The sequence below is a fragment of the Streptomyces fodineus genome (genome assembly GCF_001735805.1).
Lineage (GTDB): Bacteria > Actinomycetota > Actinomycetes > Streptomycetales > Streptomycetaceae > Streptomyces > Streptomyces fodineus.
Window position 1 is genome coordinate 8352474 of the sequence record NZ_CP017248.1, and the last position, 15966, is coordinate 8368439.

Below are 15966 nucleotides of genomic sequence, written 5' to 3' on the forward strand. Positions count from 1 at the left end.
ACACTTTCAGTGCACGACGGTCGACCCGCTCGGCGTCAGACCGACACCGGTGCTGCAAGGACACCGCTCGGGACCCACTTCCGCAGGACGTCCGGGACCGCCACGGTGCCGTCGGCCTGCTGGTGCTGCTCCAGGAGCGCGGGCACCAGGCGGCTGGTCGCCAGTCCCGAGGCGTTCAGCGTGTGCAGGTACGCCGACCTGCCCTGCCGGGGCCGGAAGCGGATGTTGCCACGCCTCGCCTGGTAGTCGCGGGCATTCGACACCGAGCTGACCTCAACGTACGAGCCGACGCTCGGCAGCCACACCTCGACGTCGTAGGTCTTGGCCATCGCTGCGCTGGTGTCCCCTGCCGCAAGCCGTGTGATCCGGTAGTGCAGACCCAGTTCGTTTACCAACTCCTCAGCCCTGCCGAGGAGGTCCTCGTGCGCGGCGTCGGAGGCGTCGGGGTGGGTGAACTGGAACAGCTCGACCTTGTTGAACTGGTGCCCTCGCAGGGTCCCCCGCTCCGCCGTGCGATAGCCGCCGGCCTCCTTGCGGTAGCACGGCGTATAGGCGACGTACCGCTTCGGCAGCTCGGCCTCGGGCAGCGTCTCGTCCCGGTGGAGGTTGACCAGGGCGGTCTCCGCGGTCGGCAGCAAGAACCGCTCCGGGCCTTGCTCGCCCTCCTCCAGAGCGAAGACCTCGTCGGCGAACTTCGGGAATTGGCCGGCCGCATACCCGGCCGCGAACGTCAGCACGTGGGGCGGTAGCACGAACTCGTAGCCGTCCTGCACATGGGCTTCGACGAAGTAGTTCAGCAGCGCCCACTCGAGGAGCGCACCGTTACCCCGGTAGAGCCAGAAGCCGCTGCCGCCGAGCTTCGTACCCCGCTCGTAGTCGACCAGACCGAGGCGCCGGGCGAGCTCCACGTGATCCTTGGGCCTGAGCCCGAACTCAGGGCGTCGCCCGACTTCGCGGACGACCTCGTTGTTCTCCTTGCCTCCGGCCGGCACGTCCGCGTCGGGCAGGTTCGGCAGTGGATCGAGGAAGGCCTGCCGGGCCTGTTCCAGTTCAGCGCACCGCGTCTCGGCGGCGGTCAGTTGCTCGCTGACGGCTGTCGCCTCCGGATGCAGGTCCGCCGCGCCCTCACCAGCCCGTTGCCGCTTCGCGATGTCGCCGGAGATCCTCTTGCGGTCCCCGCGCAGGCGTTCTACCTCGGTGCGCACCGCCCGGTAGTCGTCGTCCAGGTGCAGGAACGCGTCGAGGTCGACGTGGACCGCCCGCTTGGCCAGCGCCTCCTGGACGTAGTCCGGGTTTTGGCGAATCAGGGTGACATCGATCATTCTGCCGGTGCTCCATTCGATCAGCCGTCGTGACGTGATCCCTTGGGAGCGCGGGCGAGAAAGGGCATCTCGCGGTGCCACCGCGCCTTCGCCACCACCATGTGGTGGCCTCATTCACGACCTGGTCACGGGGGTCAACCGGCGGGGCATTGGGCCGTCCATGAGGCCGTTCCTCCCCGCACTCGGGAGTGGATTCACCCTGGGGCGCGAGGCTGCCTTCCCAGCTGCCGGCAGCTCTCTCGGCTCGCGTGATCCCGGGCTACTCGTCTCCGTCATCGCGTTGATGGAGAGGCTAGGACGTGAGCCTCGACATCGGTACCGAATATCACCGAGAGCGGTGTATCCACACGCTGTGGATACACGCCTCTACCTCGACATCGGGCGCTCCCCCGACGGGAGAGCCCTTGCCTGTTGCCTTCTGTGACCGTTGACGAAGCGCAGTCGATCCGCAGCATCCTCCAGGGTAGAGCCACCCCGCACTGACGGCGTGCCCACCATCGTCAGGGAGATCACTCCGACGGAGCACAGCCCGGTTGCCTCTGATGTGGGTGCCCGGACAAGGGCGAAGCCAGGTAACCGAGACTCGGCCCCCTGGCCTTGCGCGACCCGATCAATCAACCTTGCCCTGAACCCCAGGAACTGCTCTCGAACAGAGCGTGAGATCCGTCCACGTGCAGGCACAGCGATCTTGCGATCCTTTGCCCGCCTCCGGATCTCTGCGGGATCCGGTTCGGCATCGCTGAACGTGGCAGCGGGAACCCATTTCCGGGTGGCCGCCGGCGCCTTGCGAGACCTCACCCTCCTGCCGGAAGACGTCCGGCGAGCAGCCTTCACGAAGGGGGAGAGCGTGGATTCGAGGTTCTCATATGAAGCCGCGCTGAGGCCTATTTCGTAGGAGACGCCGTCGACTCGAGTGCCTGCGCCAGCAGGTCGCACGTTGTGCTTCTGCATCGGGTAGCCGAACCAGGTGTCGGCCGTTGTGCAGTTGGGCAGGTGACGCCGCTGGCGGGCAGGGGTTCTACCGGCCCTGCGCAAACCGCTCCAGGAAGGAGCGCACCACCACCGTTGTGGCCAAGGTGATGATCAGCATGGTCCAGCTCCAGGGGCCACCGAACTCCCCGGCCGCCAGCCTGTAGGCGTACCCGGCGATAATGCCCGCCACCGCGGCCAGCGCCATGCGGTGCCAGCGCCGCAAGTGCGATGTCCTACTCGCAGTCCCCTCTTTTGCCATACGCCGACCGTACCCTGACCGCAACTGGTACCTCTCCCGTGCCTAGATGCTCGATCCAGCGCCCGCGCCCTCCGCCGGTATGGGGATCAGTCGTACAGGCGTCCCGGCAGGGAGCCCTGGCCGGACTGCAGGATGTGGGCGGCCTCCAGCGGGATCCAGAAGCATTCGAAGTGCGTGGGCTCCTGCTCCCCGTCGTGGTCCTCCTGGCTCATCCACCGCTCCGGGGTGGGCTCGGTCAGTTCCAGGTGGAAGACGTGCCGGTGCTGGAGTTCGAACCGGTACGGGCTGATGTCGTACTCGGTCTCGCCGAGCTTGCACACGATCTTGAAGTCCTTCAGGCCGGTCTCCTCGCGGGCCTCGCGCAGCGCAGCCGCCTCCGGTGTCTCGCTCTCATGGATGCTGCCGGCCGGGACCTGGATGCCGACCTCCTCGTAGCTGTAGCCGGTGTGCCGGAAGACCAGCAGCTTTCCGTCGCGCACGACGTAGCAGAGCACCTTGTCCTTGGTGGCCTTCTCGGGCACGGGAACACCCCTCTTCATTCGTTGGAACCGGTTGAGTACCCGGCGGTGCCCGAGGTGAGGAAGCACGGCGTGCACCCCGTTGTTGGCGTCTCCGAGTGCCTGCCGGGTGAGCCGTTGCACCAGCTCGCGGTCGATGCCGCTGTCCGGCCCGCTGACGCGGGCCCGAACCGGCCGTAGGGAGCCGAGGACCGATTCCTCGTCGCGGGTGGGGCGCGCGAGGTGAGCCCGAGCCCCGAACGATCGGCGAGTGCCTGGGTCGGTGGACGGATCCATCACGCGACCTCCTCGCGCCAGGTGGCGAGGACGGCCTGCACAGCGCGGGATACCTGTTCCTGCTCCGTGTGGTCGGCCCATAGGTGTTCATCGTGTTCGGTGAGCTTGACCGTGTCGCTCTCGTGGGTGGTTGTGGCGGTGAAGTTGAACTGACGAGTCTTCTTGCCGCTCTTGGAGAGGTAGTCGAAGTGTCCGAGGTAGGACCCGATCGCGGAGACCGTGAGGCCGGTCTCCTCGGCGACTTCCCGGTGCAGGGCCTCGGTCAGGGTCTCGCCCGCGTCGACGCCGCCGGAAGGGAGCTCCCACAGGCCGCCGAGGTAGTCGTCGGCAGCGCGGTGCAGCAGCAGCACCTTGCCTTGTGCGTTGGAGATGACGGCGCCGACGACGTACTTGGTGATGCTGTCGGCGTCGGCGGCGTGGATGAGGTCGCCCAGGAAGGCGGCGTCGACGGGTGCGTTCACTTCACGAGTTCCCTGTGGTGGTCGGCGACCTTGATGATGGCCGCGGTGTACGCCTCGGCGGGCATGATTGCCCCTGGGTGGGTGCGTTGGGGATCAGGTGTGCGTGATGAGGTAGGCGGGGCCTTCGCCGCGCCGCGCTCGTTCGATGGCGTCGAGGCGGGCGAAGGCGCGCGGTGCCAGCAGCTCCTGCCATGTGGCGAGGTCGTGGACGGCCCACATGTCGTGCTCGTCGGGATCGAGTCGGATCCGGCCGAGCTGGTTGGCGGTCAGCCGGCCTCCGTCGAAGATGAGCCCTACCTTGTTCAGCGGCAGGCGTGGCCCGGCGTGCAGGAAGTGCGTCAGGAGGAGCTTCGGCGTGTCCTGTGCGAGCTCGAGGCTGGTCTCTTCGACTGCTTCGCGGCGGGCGGTCTGCAGCGGGTCCTCGCCTGGGGCGTCCAGGTTGCCGCCCGGGAACTGCCAGAGGCGCGAGCCGTAGACCGAGCGCAGCTGGACCGGCCGGTCGTGCTCGTCGCGGATGTACAGGCAGCCGTACACCGTGTGGTGGGGGACGGTCTGTGCATACTGCGCGGGCGTCATCGGCATGGGGCGGCCGGGCCGAGCAGGGCGGTGGTCGAATGCGAAGGCGAGGACACCAAGTGCTTCCTTGGCCGGCGGGTAGATGCTGCGGAGGTTGGCGAGCAGTTCTCCGTGCGGTCCGTCGGGGTCGATGCGCGCGGGGTCCTCCGAGCTGAGCAGGTCCTCGAAGGAGGGGTACGGGGTGATCCGGTGCACGATGATGTCGAGTTCCCGGCCGGTGTCGCGATCGTGGAAGACGATCGTGTCGCCGGCTGCGACGGCGCGCTTCTGCGGGGTGGCCACCCTCACTTCGATCGTCTTGCGGCCTGCTTCCACTTGGCGGTAGTACCGCGGGAGCAGGTGCATGTGGTGCTCTTGCGGTTCGTCTCCGGTCGCCGGCCTCGGGACGGCTGGGATCCCCTGTTGGGTGTCTTCAGGCACGCGTGCCTCCGATGGATGCGGTGGGGTCCGTTGCGGTCTGTGGCCCGTGGAGGTTGAACCGGCATTGCTCAGTGCAGGTGTCGACGCGCCCCACGGCCTGCTCGGAGAGCTGCCGCACTTCCTCGGGCGCGAGGTCCGGGTGCTTGGAGGCGACAGTGCTCATGCCCACCCCGTTTCGGAGTAGAGGCGGTCGGCGCGGATGCCCTCGATGGCAACTCGGGTGTAGGGGACGAGGTCGTCGGGGAGTGCGGCCGGGTCCCAAAATTTCCACTGGGTGCACTTGTCCGGCTCGCGCAGTTCGGGCTCGCCGGTCCAGGCCCGGGGGCGGAAGAAGAGGCCCATACGGGGTCGGTCCCCGGCGCGGTCGATGTGGTGGACGACGTGGACGAGTTCGATGTCCTGCGGCTGGATCTGCAGGCCGGCCTCCTCCCGTGCCTCTCTGATCAGGCACGTGATGGCGCTCTCCTGCTCGCAGTGGCCGGCCAGAACGTGCCAGGTGGAGGGCGCGAACGCGGAGTCGCGGTGGCGTAGCCCGAGCAGCACCGTTCCGTCGGGCCGCTCCAGGTAGAGGTGGACGCCGATGACGTTGAGGACCGTGCCGTGCGGGGAGGCCGGGTGGCGCTCCTCGTCGGAGGCTGCCCCGGTGTTCGCCGCGGTGCTGGATGCGCTGGCCGTGCGGCTGGCCGCGTGACGCTGTACCAGGTCGCTGGTGGTGTCTGCGATGCGTAGCCGGTGGAGTTCGTCGGGGGCGAACCAGGCCAGCATCACCCCTTCCGTCAGGCGGAGTTCGCGGGGATCGCCATTCCAGCGGCCGGCGTAGATGGCGATGGGCACGGTCCCGCCGGATGCGTCGGTTGCTTCCTCGATGCCGAACGGGGTCAGGTCGGCGATGTCGAGACCGGCTTCCTCGTCCAGTTCCCGCCGCACGGTGTGTTCCAGGGTGGCGTCCTGGGGCTCTCGGCCGCCGCCCAGCAGTGACCACATGCCCGGCTCCCAGATCTGGCCGGGGAAGTAGTCGCGCAGGTGGAGCAGGTACTCGCCGCGGTCGTTGTAGATCAGGGCGGAGGCGTTGGCAGTCTCCGGTTCGGCTTCGGGCGTGAGCTTCAGCAGCTTCTCGCGCAGGGAGGGCGAGTACACCCTGCCCACGGGCCGCCACTCGATACCGCCGACCTCCTCCACCTGCAGCACGACCGGCACGTCCGTCGCCGTGCGCAGACGAAAGAGGAATCGGAGGTCGAAGTGCTGGTGGCCCGGTTCCCCCTTGCCTGGACGGGCGTCGATGTCGTGGATGTCGATGTCGAACGGCACGGCCTCGTGGCCGGGCCACGGTGTCACGGCCTGGGGAGGAATGCCGGTCTCCTCGTGTAGCTCCCGAAGAGCCGCCTCGGCCAGGGAGCCGTCTTCGGGCTCGGTGTGTCCGCCGTTAGGAACAGTTCGCATGTCTCAGTCCTCCCCCTGTCTCACTGGCACCCAGGTGGAAGCGCCTGAACGATCTACTGTGAACCACGCGGCAACTGTCTCAGAAAGAGGTGGGAAGCGATGCCTGTTCGTGACCTTCTCGGCCGGGCTGCTCGATCAACTCGAAGTACTCACGTCCATCTAATGGGGCACGTCGAGATCGTCTGGTGCGCGCTCGCCCTTCTCTATGCGTTCGCTGACCATGAGTTGGACGGCTGCGCTTGTGTCCGTGCAGCGCTCGCATCAGCACCCCATGCGCGGGAACGGGCCAGCATCGCTGTCTGGCAGGCGGCTCAGATGGTAGGGAATCCGTCATTGATCGGAAGGCTGCGGATCGGTCAGGTCCGTGGGCATACTCTCTGGGGCATGCAGGTGTCCACGTGGCCGGTGTGGCCGAGTGCGCGACGGGGGTGGTGATGTCGTTCCGGTACTTCCTCTACGTCAGCGACAGCAAGGTCGATATGTTGCTGCCGCAGATCGACCCGGGATTCGCAGCCAGACGAACGACCGAGTTCGGTGTGAACCTTCCCATGGTCGCGGCGAAACGCACCACCGAGCCCGCACAGCCTGATCGCTTCGCACGACTTGAGCGCGTCGTGGGCCACCTGCAGGATTTCGGTGACCTGGGAACGATCGACGAACCGGGCCAATTCTTCGCAGGCGTGCTGCCCATGAGTTCGGGCGCGCTTCCCGATGGCGGGGACGCCTCGTTGGTGTTCTTCGGCGGTGGGAACGACCGCACGGTGGTAGGCCTTGGAGGTTCTGTCCGGCACCTGTTGGGGTCGGTGCCGGGAATCGACGTCGCCCAAGCCGCGTCGTCATTGCCGACCATGCTCGACCGACTGGGCGCAGGATCCGAGCTCGAGGATGAGCAGCTTGTGGATGCCATCGGCGACGTCTCGGGACGTTCCCATCGCGCCGCGCTCACGACCGTGCATCAGGCGGTCCGGCGCCTCCAGGGCCCTGCACAGAACCTCGAGTTCGTCGCCAAGCGCCTCCTGCACGGGAGCGGTCCTGGCGGCGTGCCCGTACTACTCGGCTCGCCGATCTACGTGGCCCTCGTCGACTGAGGCCACGCTCACAGACAACGGGGGTGACATGGAAGTCTCGTACGACGACGGCGCGGTGCCGTCCGTATGGAGCGTCGGGGATGTCATCGACGACCGGTACCAAGTGACCGAGGTGCTGGGACGCGGTTCGATGGGAGTGGTGTACCGGGTCCGTCACCTGGGGTGGGACACCGACCTCGCGGTGAAGAGCCCACGGCCCGCCCTGTTCAGGAGCGCGGCCGCCCGCGAGTTGTTCGTCATCGAGGCCGAGACGTGGGTGTCGTTGGGGCTGCACCCGAATGTGTGCGGTTGTCACTACGTCCGCACCTTGGGCGGCATCCCCCGGGTGTTCGCCGAGTATGTGCCGGGTGGCAGCCTCCGCGATTGGATCGTGGACCGGCGGCTGTACCGGGGCGATCGGCAAAGGGTGTTGGCGCGGATCCTCGACGTGGCCGTGCAAATGGCATGGGGACTCGAGCACGCGCACCGCCAGGGTCTCGTACACCAGGACGTGAAACCGGGCAATGTGCTCCTCGACAGTTCAGGAACGGCGAAGATCACCGATTTCGGCCTCGCCCTGGCCCGGAAAGTGGCGGGCACCCTCGATCCGGACTCTCCGCCCGATGCCAGCACCCTGCAACCCGGCGGCGGCGGCATGACGCTGGCGTACGCCTCTCCGGAGCAGGTGGAGAACCGTCCGCTGGGTCGGCGTACCGACATCTTCAGCTTCGCGGTGTCAGTCCTCGAAATGTTCACCGGCGCCGTCACCTGGGATGCGGGCCCCACCGCCGGAGCGGTGCTGGCCGACTGCCGGGCCAGCAGCACAGAAGGACAGCCCGCCATGCCATCCGGGCTGGCCGACTTGCTGGCGAGCTGCCTACAGGAGGAACCAGCGCTGCGACCGGCTCGGATGACCGCCGTGGGCGCTGCCCTTCTCAGCATCTATGAGGATCTGGTGGGCCGTCCGTACCCGCGTCCAGCACCGGAGCCGGCCGACTTTCTCGCCGACGAGTTCAACAACCGGGCACTGTCGCTGTTTGACCTCGGCCGACCGGTTGAGGCCGAGCAGGCGTTCACAGAGGCGCTGAGAGCCGACCCGCAGCACCTGACTGCCACCTACAACGCCGGATTGCTCCGTTGGAGACGCGGCCATCTCACCGACGAAGAGCTCCTCACCGCAATCGCGGGGCCCCGTGACGACCTCGGCGATCCCTGGCAGATCCGCCATCTGTCCGCACTGGTGCACATGGAACGCGGCGACGTGGCGGCAGCCAGGAAACTGTTGCAGGAGCTGGCCAGGGAACGGCCTGACGACCCAGACCTGCTGCACGCGGCGAACACGTCGTTATCCGATGAGATCCCCGACGCCCAGTGTTTCAGGAATGTACGCATTCCATGGCAGACCTACCCCAGCGACTCGATCCCAACAGGCCACGACATCCGCCTCACCCCCGACGGGCGGCTCGCGCTCACAGGCAGCGCCGACCACAGCGTGCGGCTGTGGGACATCCACACCGGCGTACAGCTGAAGTCGCTCCAGGGCCACACAAATCGGGTCGACTCCGTCGACATCAGCGCCGACGGACGGTATGCGATCTCGACTGGCTGGGACGAGACCGTACGATTCTGGGACCTGGCCGTCGGCAAGCAGATGCGCTCCGTCCCCATCACTCCTTGGGCCGACAGCAAAGGTCCGGAGCAGGAACGGGAGGCCGACCGTCAAAACGAGCTCGCCAAAGCCGCCGGCCGCCCGCACTACACCCACGTCACGCGGCTCGATCCCGGTGCCATCGCGGAATCCGCCGTCCGGTTGAACCGCGACGGGAGCGTCGCGCTGTGGGGCGAAGCAGACGGCCGGATTCAGGTCTGGGACTTCCCACAGGACCGACATCTGCTGACTCTTGACGGACATTCCGGCGGACAGAAGGTCGAGGTCAGCCCCCTTGGGCAGTGGGCGTTGTCCGGCAACGGCACGGTCCTGCAAGCCCCGGTCCTACAGCTCTGGGATCTGACGACCGGAGACTGCGTCTGGCGCCTGGACAACTACGAAGGTGGCGTAACAGGCATCTGGTTCGGACCACGCGGAGATATGGCGGCCGTCCTAGGGGACGATCACGTCATCCGTGTGTGGGACCTCGCCCAACGGCGCTGCGTCCACACTTTGGCGCTTCCGCGCGACCTCGAGGTCCGATCGGTCGCACTGAGCCTCGACTCGCGGTTCCTGCTCGTCGGCAGCTGGTACGGCAAGGTCACCTGGTGGGACCTTCAGCACAACCGCTGCCTACGGACGTTCGTGGGACATCAGGACAGGGTGAGCGCTCTCTTGCTGACCACTGACAACCAGTACGGGGTGTCAGCATCTCTCGACAATACGACGCGGGTGTGGCGCTTGCCCGGCCGATTCGAGGCGCCCGCGCAGGTGAGCCGCCCACGCCAGCATGGCCAACTGGTCTGGATCGACGAGCGAATGGAGGCACTGGTCACCCAGGCCGAGGCCGCCCAGGACGCCGGTCGCGTCGGTGAGGCGATCGACCTGCTGGTGCAGGCCCGCGCCCTACCCGGCTGCGAGCGAGCGCCACGGGCCCTCACTGCGTGGCGCACGTTGGGCGCCCAGGCGACTCGCACCGGTCTGAGCGCAGCATGGCCGGCCAAAACCCTCAAAGCCGCCACCGCCACCTCGCTGGAAAGGATCTTCCCAGGCGCCAGGTCCAGGACGTATACCAGCGTCGCCACTCCCGTCGACCTCACCGCGGACGCCCGGCTCGGCGTGCTGGGAGACAACTATCACCAGGTGCAGATCTGGAACTTGGCACAGGGACGGCGAGAGCGCGTCATTGATCCAGGCCTTCGCGCGTTGACCAGGCTCCGGCTCACTCCCGACGGGCGGCGCATGGTGGTCGCGGGCCAAGGAGCCGCGATCAAGACTTTCTCCGTGGAGTCCGGAGAGTGCCTGGACACCCTGCACTTCCGCTCCGCCCATCCAGTGGCATTCAGCGCGGACGCTCGGCTGGCCCTGGTCGTCGACCGTGCCGCGGCCAGCATGCTGCTTTGGGACCTGGAAGAACGCCGCGAGTTGCAGGCATTGCCCAGTCCGGGACGTATCGTCACCGCGTTGTGGCTCGCTTCGGACGGTCGCCGTGCGGTGTCGGCGAGCGGTGACAACCTGATTCGGCTCTGGGATCTGACTTCCGGACAGTGCCTGTTGACCATTCCCACGCAATCGGAGACGGTGAGCCGTGCGTGTCTGAGCTCCGACGGGCGCTTCCTTGTCGCTGGGAGCGCCCCTGAGCTTTCTAGGGTCCCCTCGCCCGATCTGGCGCGGAGGATGGCTCGGATCCGGATGTGGGACGCCGTGAGTGGTGACTGCGTACGCGTCTTCGACCCTCAGCCGCAATATCTGTCCGACCTTCGCCTCAGCGATGACGGCCGGTTCGTCGTCTCGAGCGGGGTGGATTCAGCTGTTCGCGTGTGGGATGCGGCTACTGGCCGTTGCATACGAAACCTGGACGGCCACCAGTCCGGCACAGCGGGACTCGCCATCACTCCCGATGCAAACTTCGCTTTCACTGCCGACGGCGACCAGACCCTGCGCCTGTGGGAGCTCGACTGGGACCTCAAAGCTCCCCGCCTATCGGGATGACGGTCAGTCCGTCGAAATCGGCTGGCTTCTTGGAGTCAGAGAGGGGAGCGACGACACGTCAGGCGATACTCTGCTCGACGCCGCGCAGACTGAAGAGGAGCCCTCTTCTAAGCTCGTATCACCACCGAGGGGGAGGGCCGTGACCACCAGCAACTACAGCGCGCTGCCCACCTGGGCCGAAGAGGACCTCCTTCAGGTTCTCTCAGGCTAACAAGATAAAATGGGGCGTTTCACGCCACGGCGTCATAGAGCGGCAGGCGCTGGGCGATCGTGCTGATCAACAAGCTTTACTACACCCGACACCGCCAGCCCCCTGACGGACATCCGTGACAGCTTCCGGGACTCGCTTTCGCATGAACGGACGCTTCATCCGGGCCGCCGTTGACGCCCGTCTCGGCTGCGGAGTTACTCCAGCCAGGGGCCGGAAGCAGGCAGGGCGGCGATCCGGCGTTGCCCCTGGGCGGTGGTCTTCTTTTTGAGTTCGAGGTTCTCGTAGTAGAGGTTCGCGGTGACCGTGGCGAGCGCGTCGAGCTTGCTCTGCAGTTCGGTCGCCCTGGTGGTGGCATCGCGGAGCCTTTTGCGCAAGTCAGCGATGGTTTCGTCGCGCTGGACCTCTCCCGGCGTACGGAGCACAGGCCGGGTGACCTTGACGTTCCACTCGGCCAGGATCTCCTCGGCGCGGTGGACAGTGGCGTGGCTGACCTTCGCCTCGCGTGCCAGGTTCTCCTTGGTCAGCGCGCCGTCGGTGTGCAGCGGCTCGCTGGCCAGCAGGCGGGCCATGGCCTCGCGGAGCTTCTTCTCGGTGGCGGCGGACACCGGCATCAGTCGTTCTCCCTCATCTTGTTGAACTCGGCGGTTGCCGAGCGGACCTCGGCGAGCCGGGTCAGGGCCTGTTCGCGACGTGGCTTCGACAGCTTCCTCTTCAGCAGCGACACGAGGTCGGCCTCCTCCATCCGCCAGATCGGCTCATGGGCGAGTGTGAGTACCGAGTTGCGGCATCGGGACGGCTGGCAGGCCCCCAGCAGCGGGGCCTGACCGCGTTGGTCGGGCGGGAGTTGGTTCTGGCACTCGGCCGTGGGTGCATTCCACAGGCAGTGGTTGACCGTGCCGAGGTGCAGGTCGGCGAACTCGTCCCGCAGTAGGGTGATCTCCAGGCGTTCGTCGGCGATCTGGGCACGAAGTGCCGCGCTCTGCTCGATGACGTCGTTGACCTTGTCGAGCCCGGCGTGGAAACGCGCGGCGCCGGGACCGACGGCGATGACCTGGCCGACCCGGCGGGCCTGGAGCAGGGAGACCAGCTTCTTGGCCGCGGCGACCTGCAGCTGATTGTCGAACTCCTTGGCCCACCGCGCATCGGGCTTGCCGTAGGCGAGGGTGGTGCGGTTCGCCATCGCCCGCCGGGCGGCGTGCTTGAGCTGCAGCCCGAGCGCGATCTCACCGTCGGGCTCATGGGCCGCGATGATCGACATGGTGTGACGGAACATGTGGGGCCGCACCAGTGCTTCGGGGATCTCTTCCAGGCAGGTGTGCTCGCGGTTGGCGTTGACGGTGGCGATGAAGTCGTCGATGTCGCGGGCGGCATCGAAGCCGCCGTGGCCGCCCCCGGCCAACGGGGTGACCGCGGTGAAGACTCTGGTGTCGTGCCAGGTCAGCTGTTCGGCAACCGCGATGGCCCGCGCGACGGGTTCGATGATCCACCAGTAGCCGCGGGGCCGCGAGTCGTCGCCCTTCACCTTCCGGGACGCGAGCGCGGGGGCACCGTAGTACTGGGTGAGCGCCCCGCGTTCGATCTCGTGGATCTCACTGTCGCGCATGGCGGTCAGCGCGGCGACGAAGACGTAGCAGGCTGCCCGGAGCATGCGGAGGTTGAGGCCGTGATCCGTCGCGATGGTGCGGTTCGGGTCGCGGGCCACCTCACAGACCCACTGGCGCCGTTGCTCGGCCCGGGCCTTGCTGCCGTGGCCGAAGACGTTGCTCGGTTGCCCGTAAACCAGTCGGGCCAGTTCCGTCCAGTTCGGCTCACCGGCCCACGCGACCTGATCGTCTACTGGGTGGACGGGAATCAAGTTGTCCTGATTGTCCAGCCATTCACGCAGGACCCGGTCGTTGTGAGTGAGGCGCTCCTCCGCAGGCGGAGCGAAGGACGGTACACGTACGGGGCTCGTGTGGCTGCGGCCGGTGTCGGCGAGCCACGCGAGTACGCGCTGACGCCGTTTGAGCCCCAAGCGGTTCTCGGCGGCGAACAGGACGCGGGTGCGGCCGTTGGTGGCGAGCATGCTGGCACGCCGCCAGTTCACCTCGTCGCGAAGAGCCCGGCCGCGGTCTCGTGCGTTGAGCGGGATGCTGGTGCTCAGGTCTGCCAGCCACTGCTCTAGCTCGCGGTCGTTGTCCGTCTGTGACGGCAATCGGACGGACGGTTCGGACTGGCGTCGATCGCGTTCGGCCAGGATGTCCGCGGCGAAGCGGTCGATGTACGCCCAGGCAGCCCGCAGCAACGGCCACCAGACCTCGGGCGGGATCGCCGGGGTGGACAGCTCGTCGGTCCACACCGACTCGGCAACCTGGGCACTGGACTTCCCCGGCCATGGGTCCTCCAGGGTGGGGATACCGGTGAGGACCGGCGAGAAAGTGATCAGGTGCCGCACCGCGGACACCACTTTGCGAACCGTCGGCGGCTCGGTCTGCTGGGAGCGTGAGTCGATGAATGCCTGCCAGTCGGCGACCTCCCATAGGCCGAGGTCATCCGGCATCTCCTGCTCTATCGCCCAGGTTCTCAGCAGCGCGAGATAGAAGCAGCACTGTCCGGTCGTTCGCACCCCCCACTTGCCCGGGGGCAGGAAGATCCCGGCCTTCTGCAGGGCGGTATGCGTCGGGTGGAGCATGCAGAACGCGACCTCCCGTACCAGCAGATTCCACGTCGGGTCGCCGGGGAGGTCGCACCGCCACGCGGCCTTGACCGTGTTCGCGGGCCGGCGCACGTTGTCCGCGGGCCACATGTCGGTGCGGCCGAACGTCGGCCCGACTGCCCCGGGTATCTGCCCGGGGAGATCGGCGTAGACCGGTTCGTGATCGGCGAAGGTCGCGGACTTGAGCGCGAGCGGACGGGCGGGACTGGTCATCGGTCGTACTCCGTTCGCATGCCCAGCGGCAGGTTCAGGGTCAGGGCTTGCTCCTCGATGGTCTTGCGCGCGTCCTCGATGTGGTCGGCGCACTCCTCGAAGACCTGCTTCAACGCGGCCTCCTGTCGCCCCCAGATGCTGTGCCAGGTCTTCGGCGGAAGTACGTTACGCATGTGCTGAATGTGGTCGAAGAGCATGAGTTGCTGGTGTAGTTGGGAGACGAAGACGACGGCGTTGTCGCAGATCATGCACATCGCCGGGGCGACGTGGCAGAGCTTCCCGGGCGTCGAGTGGGGCGAGTTGTGGGGGTCCTTGCAGTTGCTCACGCCCATGTCGAGCTGGCCGTCGCGCAGGTCGGCGCCCTGCTCCAGGGTGACGCCGAGGGCGGCGGCGACCTCGGGTTCGGCAAGGCGCGCTTCGTCCTCGGGTCGCACCAAGGTCGCCTGCCCGGTGACCTTGGCGAAGACCTTGGACTGGGCGCGGTTCATCGCGGCCCCCGCCAGCACGTGGGCGGTGGTGCCGTGGGCGTAGTGCTGCTGGAACACGCGGACGCTGTGATCGTCGCCGGCCAGGTCGGTCAGGGTGCCGCCGAGCGCGACCACCCGGGTCGTCTTCGCGGTCTTCCGCAGCCGTCGGACGTCGTGGGGGCGTGAGACGCCCTTCGGGAACGGCCGGTCCGGACCGCTGTGGCGCTCGAGCCAGTGGGTGAAGCGTCGGCCGGGGTCCTGGAACGCGGCGAGCGCGGCATCCATCCGCACCCGTTTCCGGGACTCCACCGCGGTGAACAGCCACGGCTCGCCGTCGAACACCTCGCGCGTGAGGGTGTTGGCCTTCACCAGGCGTCGCAGCAGGCCGGGCACGTCCCACGCGCCGCGTCCCGGATACGACTTGTCGCCGGGCTCCTCGGGCGTCCCGTCGGACGGCTCGGCCAGGTGGAAGTCAGCGCGGATACGTTCAGCGCGTTCCTTGGCCTGGACGATACGTACGCCTTCGGCGCTGAACTCCAGGTCGGGCACCTGCAGGGCGTGCAGTTCCTCGGAGGTGCAGTCGGTCATCCCGAGCAGGAGCAGGACCCGGAACGGGTGGAGGTCGATCTCCCGGGGGAACAGCATGTGGTGCAGGCATCCCATCAAACCGATGCCGGGCCAGATGCCGGAGCTCTCGGCGAACTCGCGAATGTCCGCAGGCCAGTTGCGGGGCAGTGGGAGGTTCTCGTTCAGGGTGTGGCTGTCCACCAGCCCGTGGCGGGCGGCCCAGATCAGGTTCGGTAGCTCCAGCCAGCCGTGTCGGCGCGGATCCCTTCCGGCCTCCAGGAGTTCGAGCCCTCGGGCGAGGCGCCTCTCCAGCGCGCGAACATCGTCCTGAGCGGCCTTGCGCATGGCCGCCCGCTCGGCGTTGCTGAACTCGTCGAGCACCTGGCCAGTGGCCTTGCGTACGCCAGGAGGGGCGGCGGCTCGGCGGCGCACCCGTTCGGGCACGTTCAGGTCGCGTTCGGAGCCGTGGCTGAGCAGGGCGAGCAGGGCGCGTTCCAGGCCCCAGGGGCGCCGGGAGTTCTCGGGGTATTGTTTCAGAAGGCTCTGTCCCCAGGCGTGGATCAAGGCCGGTAGATCGATCGATTCGTCCTCCAGCCGTGCCTGCGTCGGATCGATGCCCTGGGACATCAGGTGGACGTCGAGGAACTTCGCGAACGAGCGGATCGCGGTCGGGTAGGCGTGAACGGTCTTGAGTGCGTTCTTGCGGTGATAGTCGACCCATAGGTCCGCGAGCTGTCCGGCCAAGGTGGAGCAGGCGAAAGCGGAGGGATCGAGGCGCGCGTGGACGGGCCGATCTCTCTGGCGGAAGACGATCTCGCGTATCCCGATCCGGTCCGGCATGGGCTCGGCGGGACGGGACGGC

At 67.4% G+C, this 15966-nt stretch carries 13 protein-coding genes; 2 read left to right on the top strand and 11 right to left on the bottom strand.

Going from position 1 to position 15966, the window contains the following annotated elements:
- Positions 1–35: 35 nt before the first annotated feature.
- The 8 genes from serS to BFF78_RS36260 all read right to left on the bottom strand — a co-directional run bounded on the left by serS (position 36) and on the right by BFF78_RS36260 (position 6244).
- Positions 36–1322 (bottom strand): serine--tRNA ligase, encoded by a 1287-nt coding sequence (gene serS / locus BFF78_RS36240; RefSeq protein WP_069782314.1) that lies wholly within the window; start codon positions 1320–1322, stop codon positions 36–38.
- Between the two features lie 366 nt (positions 1323–1688).
- On the bottom strand, positions 1689–2273 hold the full coding sequence (locus BFF78_RS50265; protein ID WP_079161616.1) for an Lsr2 dimerization domain-containing protein: 585 nt from the start codon (positions 2271–2273) through the stop codon (positions 1689–1691).
- A 67-nt stretch (positions 2274–2340) separates the two neighbouring features.
- The gene (locus BFF78_RS46475; protein WP_159033110.1) at positions 2341–2499 is read right to left on the bottom strand and encodes a hypothetical protein; all 159 of its coding nucleotides are present in this window, start codon (positions 2497–2499) and stop codon (positions 2341–2343) included.
- Positions 2500–2639: 140 nt separating this feature from the next.
- Positions 2640–3347, bottom strand: a complete 708-nt coding sequence (locus BFF78_RS48625) for an NUDIX hydrolase (RefSeq protein WP_227026001.1) — start codon at positions 3345–3347, stop codon at positions 2640–2642.
- Complete coding sequence (locus BFF78_RS36250) at positions 3347–3808, bottom strand: NUDIX hydrolase (RefSeq protein WP_079161617.1); 462 nt, start codon at positions 3806–3808, stop codon at positions 3347–3349. Before BFF78_RS36250 ends, BFF78_RS48625 begins: the two co-directional genes overlap by 1 nt.
- 93 nt (positions 3809–3901) lie before the next feature.
- Positions 3902–4729 carry an NUDIX domain-containing protein gene (locus tag BFF78_RS36255; protein ID WP_069782315.1) on the bottom strand — a complete coding sequence of 276 codons (828 nt, stop codon included), beginning with the start codon at positions 4727–4729 and terminating at the stop codon, positions 3902–3904.
- Between the two features lie 67 nt (positions 4730–4796).
- The gene (locus BFF78_RS46480; RefSeq protein ID WP_159033111.1) at positions 4797–4967 is read right to left on the bottom strand and encodes a hypothetical protein; all 171 of its coding nucleotides are present in this window, start codon (positions 4965–4967) and stop codon (positions 4797–4799) included.
- Positions 4964–6244 carry an NUDIX hydrolase gene (locus BFF78_RS36260; protein ID WP_227026002.1) on the bottom strand — a complete coding sequence of 427 codons (1281 nt, stop codon included), beginning with the start codon at positions 6242–6244 and terminating at the stop codon, positions 4964–4966. Before BFF78_RS36260 ends, BFF78_RS46480 begins: the two co-directional genes overlap by 4 nt.
- 398 nt (positions 6245–6642) lie before the next feature.
- Between BFF78_RS36260 and BFF78_RS36265 the strand changes: the two genes are divergently transcribed.
- Together BFF78_RS36265 and BFF78_RS36270 are read left to right on the top strand one after the other, a co-directional pair.
- Complete coding sequence (locus tag BFF78_RS36265; protein WP_227026003.1) at positions 6643–7332, top strand: DUF7019 family protein; 690 nt, start codon at positions 6643–6645, stop codon at positions 7330–7332.
- 28 nt (positions 7333–7360) lie between these two features.
- On the top strand, positions 7361–10951 hold the full coding sequence (locus BFF78_RS36270; protein WP_069782316.1) for a protein kinase domain-containing protein: 3591 nt from the start codon (positions 7361–7363) through the stop codon (positions 10949–10951).
- A 405-nt stretch (positions 10952–11356) separates the two neighbouring features.
- On the opposite strand, the gene BFF78_RS36275 is transcribed toward BFF78_RS36270, so the two are convergent.
- The 3 genes from BFF78_RS36275 to BFF78_RS36285 are packed head-to-tail and all read right to left on the bottom strand — an operon-like array spanning position 11357 to position 15944.
- A complete protein-coding gene (locus BFF78_RS36275) occupies positions 11357–11773 on the bottom strand; it encodes a hypothetical protein (RefSeq protein ID WP_069782317.1) in 417 nt (138 codons plus the stop codon).
- Positions 11773–14070, bottom strand: a complete 2298-nt coding sequence (locus BFF78_RS36280; protein WP_069782318.1) for a hypothetical protein — start codon at positions 14068–14070, stop codon at positions 11773–11775. The genes BFF78_RS36275 and BFF78_RS36280 overlap by 1 nt, the downstream gene beginning before the upstream one ends.
- Positions 14067–15944 (bottom strand): hypothetical protein, encoded by a 1878-nt coding sequence (locus BFF78_RS36285; protein WP_069782319.1) that lies wholly within the window; start codon positions 15942–15944, stop codon positions 14067–14069. The genes BFF78_RS36280 and BFF78_RS36285 overlap by 4 nt, the downstream gene beginning before the upstream one ends.
- Positions 15945–15966: the final 22 nt, after the last annotated feature.

Coding starts and splice junctions, on each gene's coding strand:
- BFF78_RS36275 (WP_069782317.1), bottom strand. CDS start 11,773: ATGCCGGTGTCCGCCGCCACCGAGAAGAAGCTCCGCGAGGCCATGGCC.
- serS (WP_069782314.1), bottom strand. CDS start 1,322: ATGATCGATGTCACCCTGATTCGCCAAAACCCGGACTACGTCCAGGAG.
- BFF78_RS36285 (WP_069782319.1), bottom strand. CDS start 15,944: ATGCCGGACCGGATCGGGATACGCGAGATCGTCTTCCGCCAGAGAGAT.
- BFF78_RS46475 (WP_159033110.1), bottom strand. CDS start 2,499: ATGGCGCTGGCCGCGGTGGCGGGCATTATCGCCGGGTACGCCTACAGG.
- BFF78_RS50265 (WP_079161616.1), bottom strand. CDS start 2,273: ATGCAGAAGCACAACGTGCGACCTGCTGGCGCAGGCACTCGAGTCGAC.
- BFF78_RS36255 (WP_069782315.1), bottom strand. CDS start 4,729: ATGCACCTGCTCCCGCGGTACTACCGCCAAGTGGAAGCAGGCCGCAAG.
- BFF78_RS48625 (WP_227026001.1), bottom strand. CDS start 3,347: ATGGATCCGTCCACCGACCCAGGCACTCGCCGATCGTTCGGGGCTCGG.
- BFF78_RS36260 (WP_227026002.1), bottom strand. CDS start 6,244: ATGCGAACTGTTCCTAACGGCGGACACACCGAGCCCGAAGACGGCTCC.
- BFF78_RS36280 (WP_069782318.1), bottom strand. CDS start 14,070: ATGACCAGTCCCGCCCGTCCGCTCGCGCTCAAGTCCGCGACCTTCGCC.
- BFF78_RS46480 (WP_159033111.1), bottom strand. CDS start 4,967: ATGAGCACTGTCGCCTCCAAGCACCCGGACCTCGCGCCCGAGGAAGTG.
- BFF78_RS36270 (WP_069782316.1), top strand. CDS start 7,361: ATGGAAGTCTCGTACGACGACGGCGCGGTGCCGTCCGTATGGAGCGTC.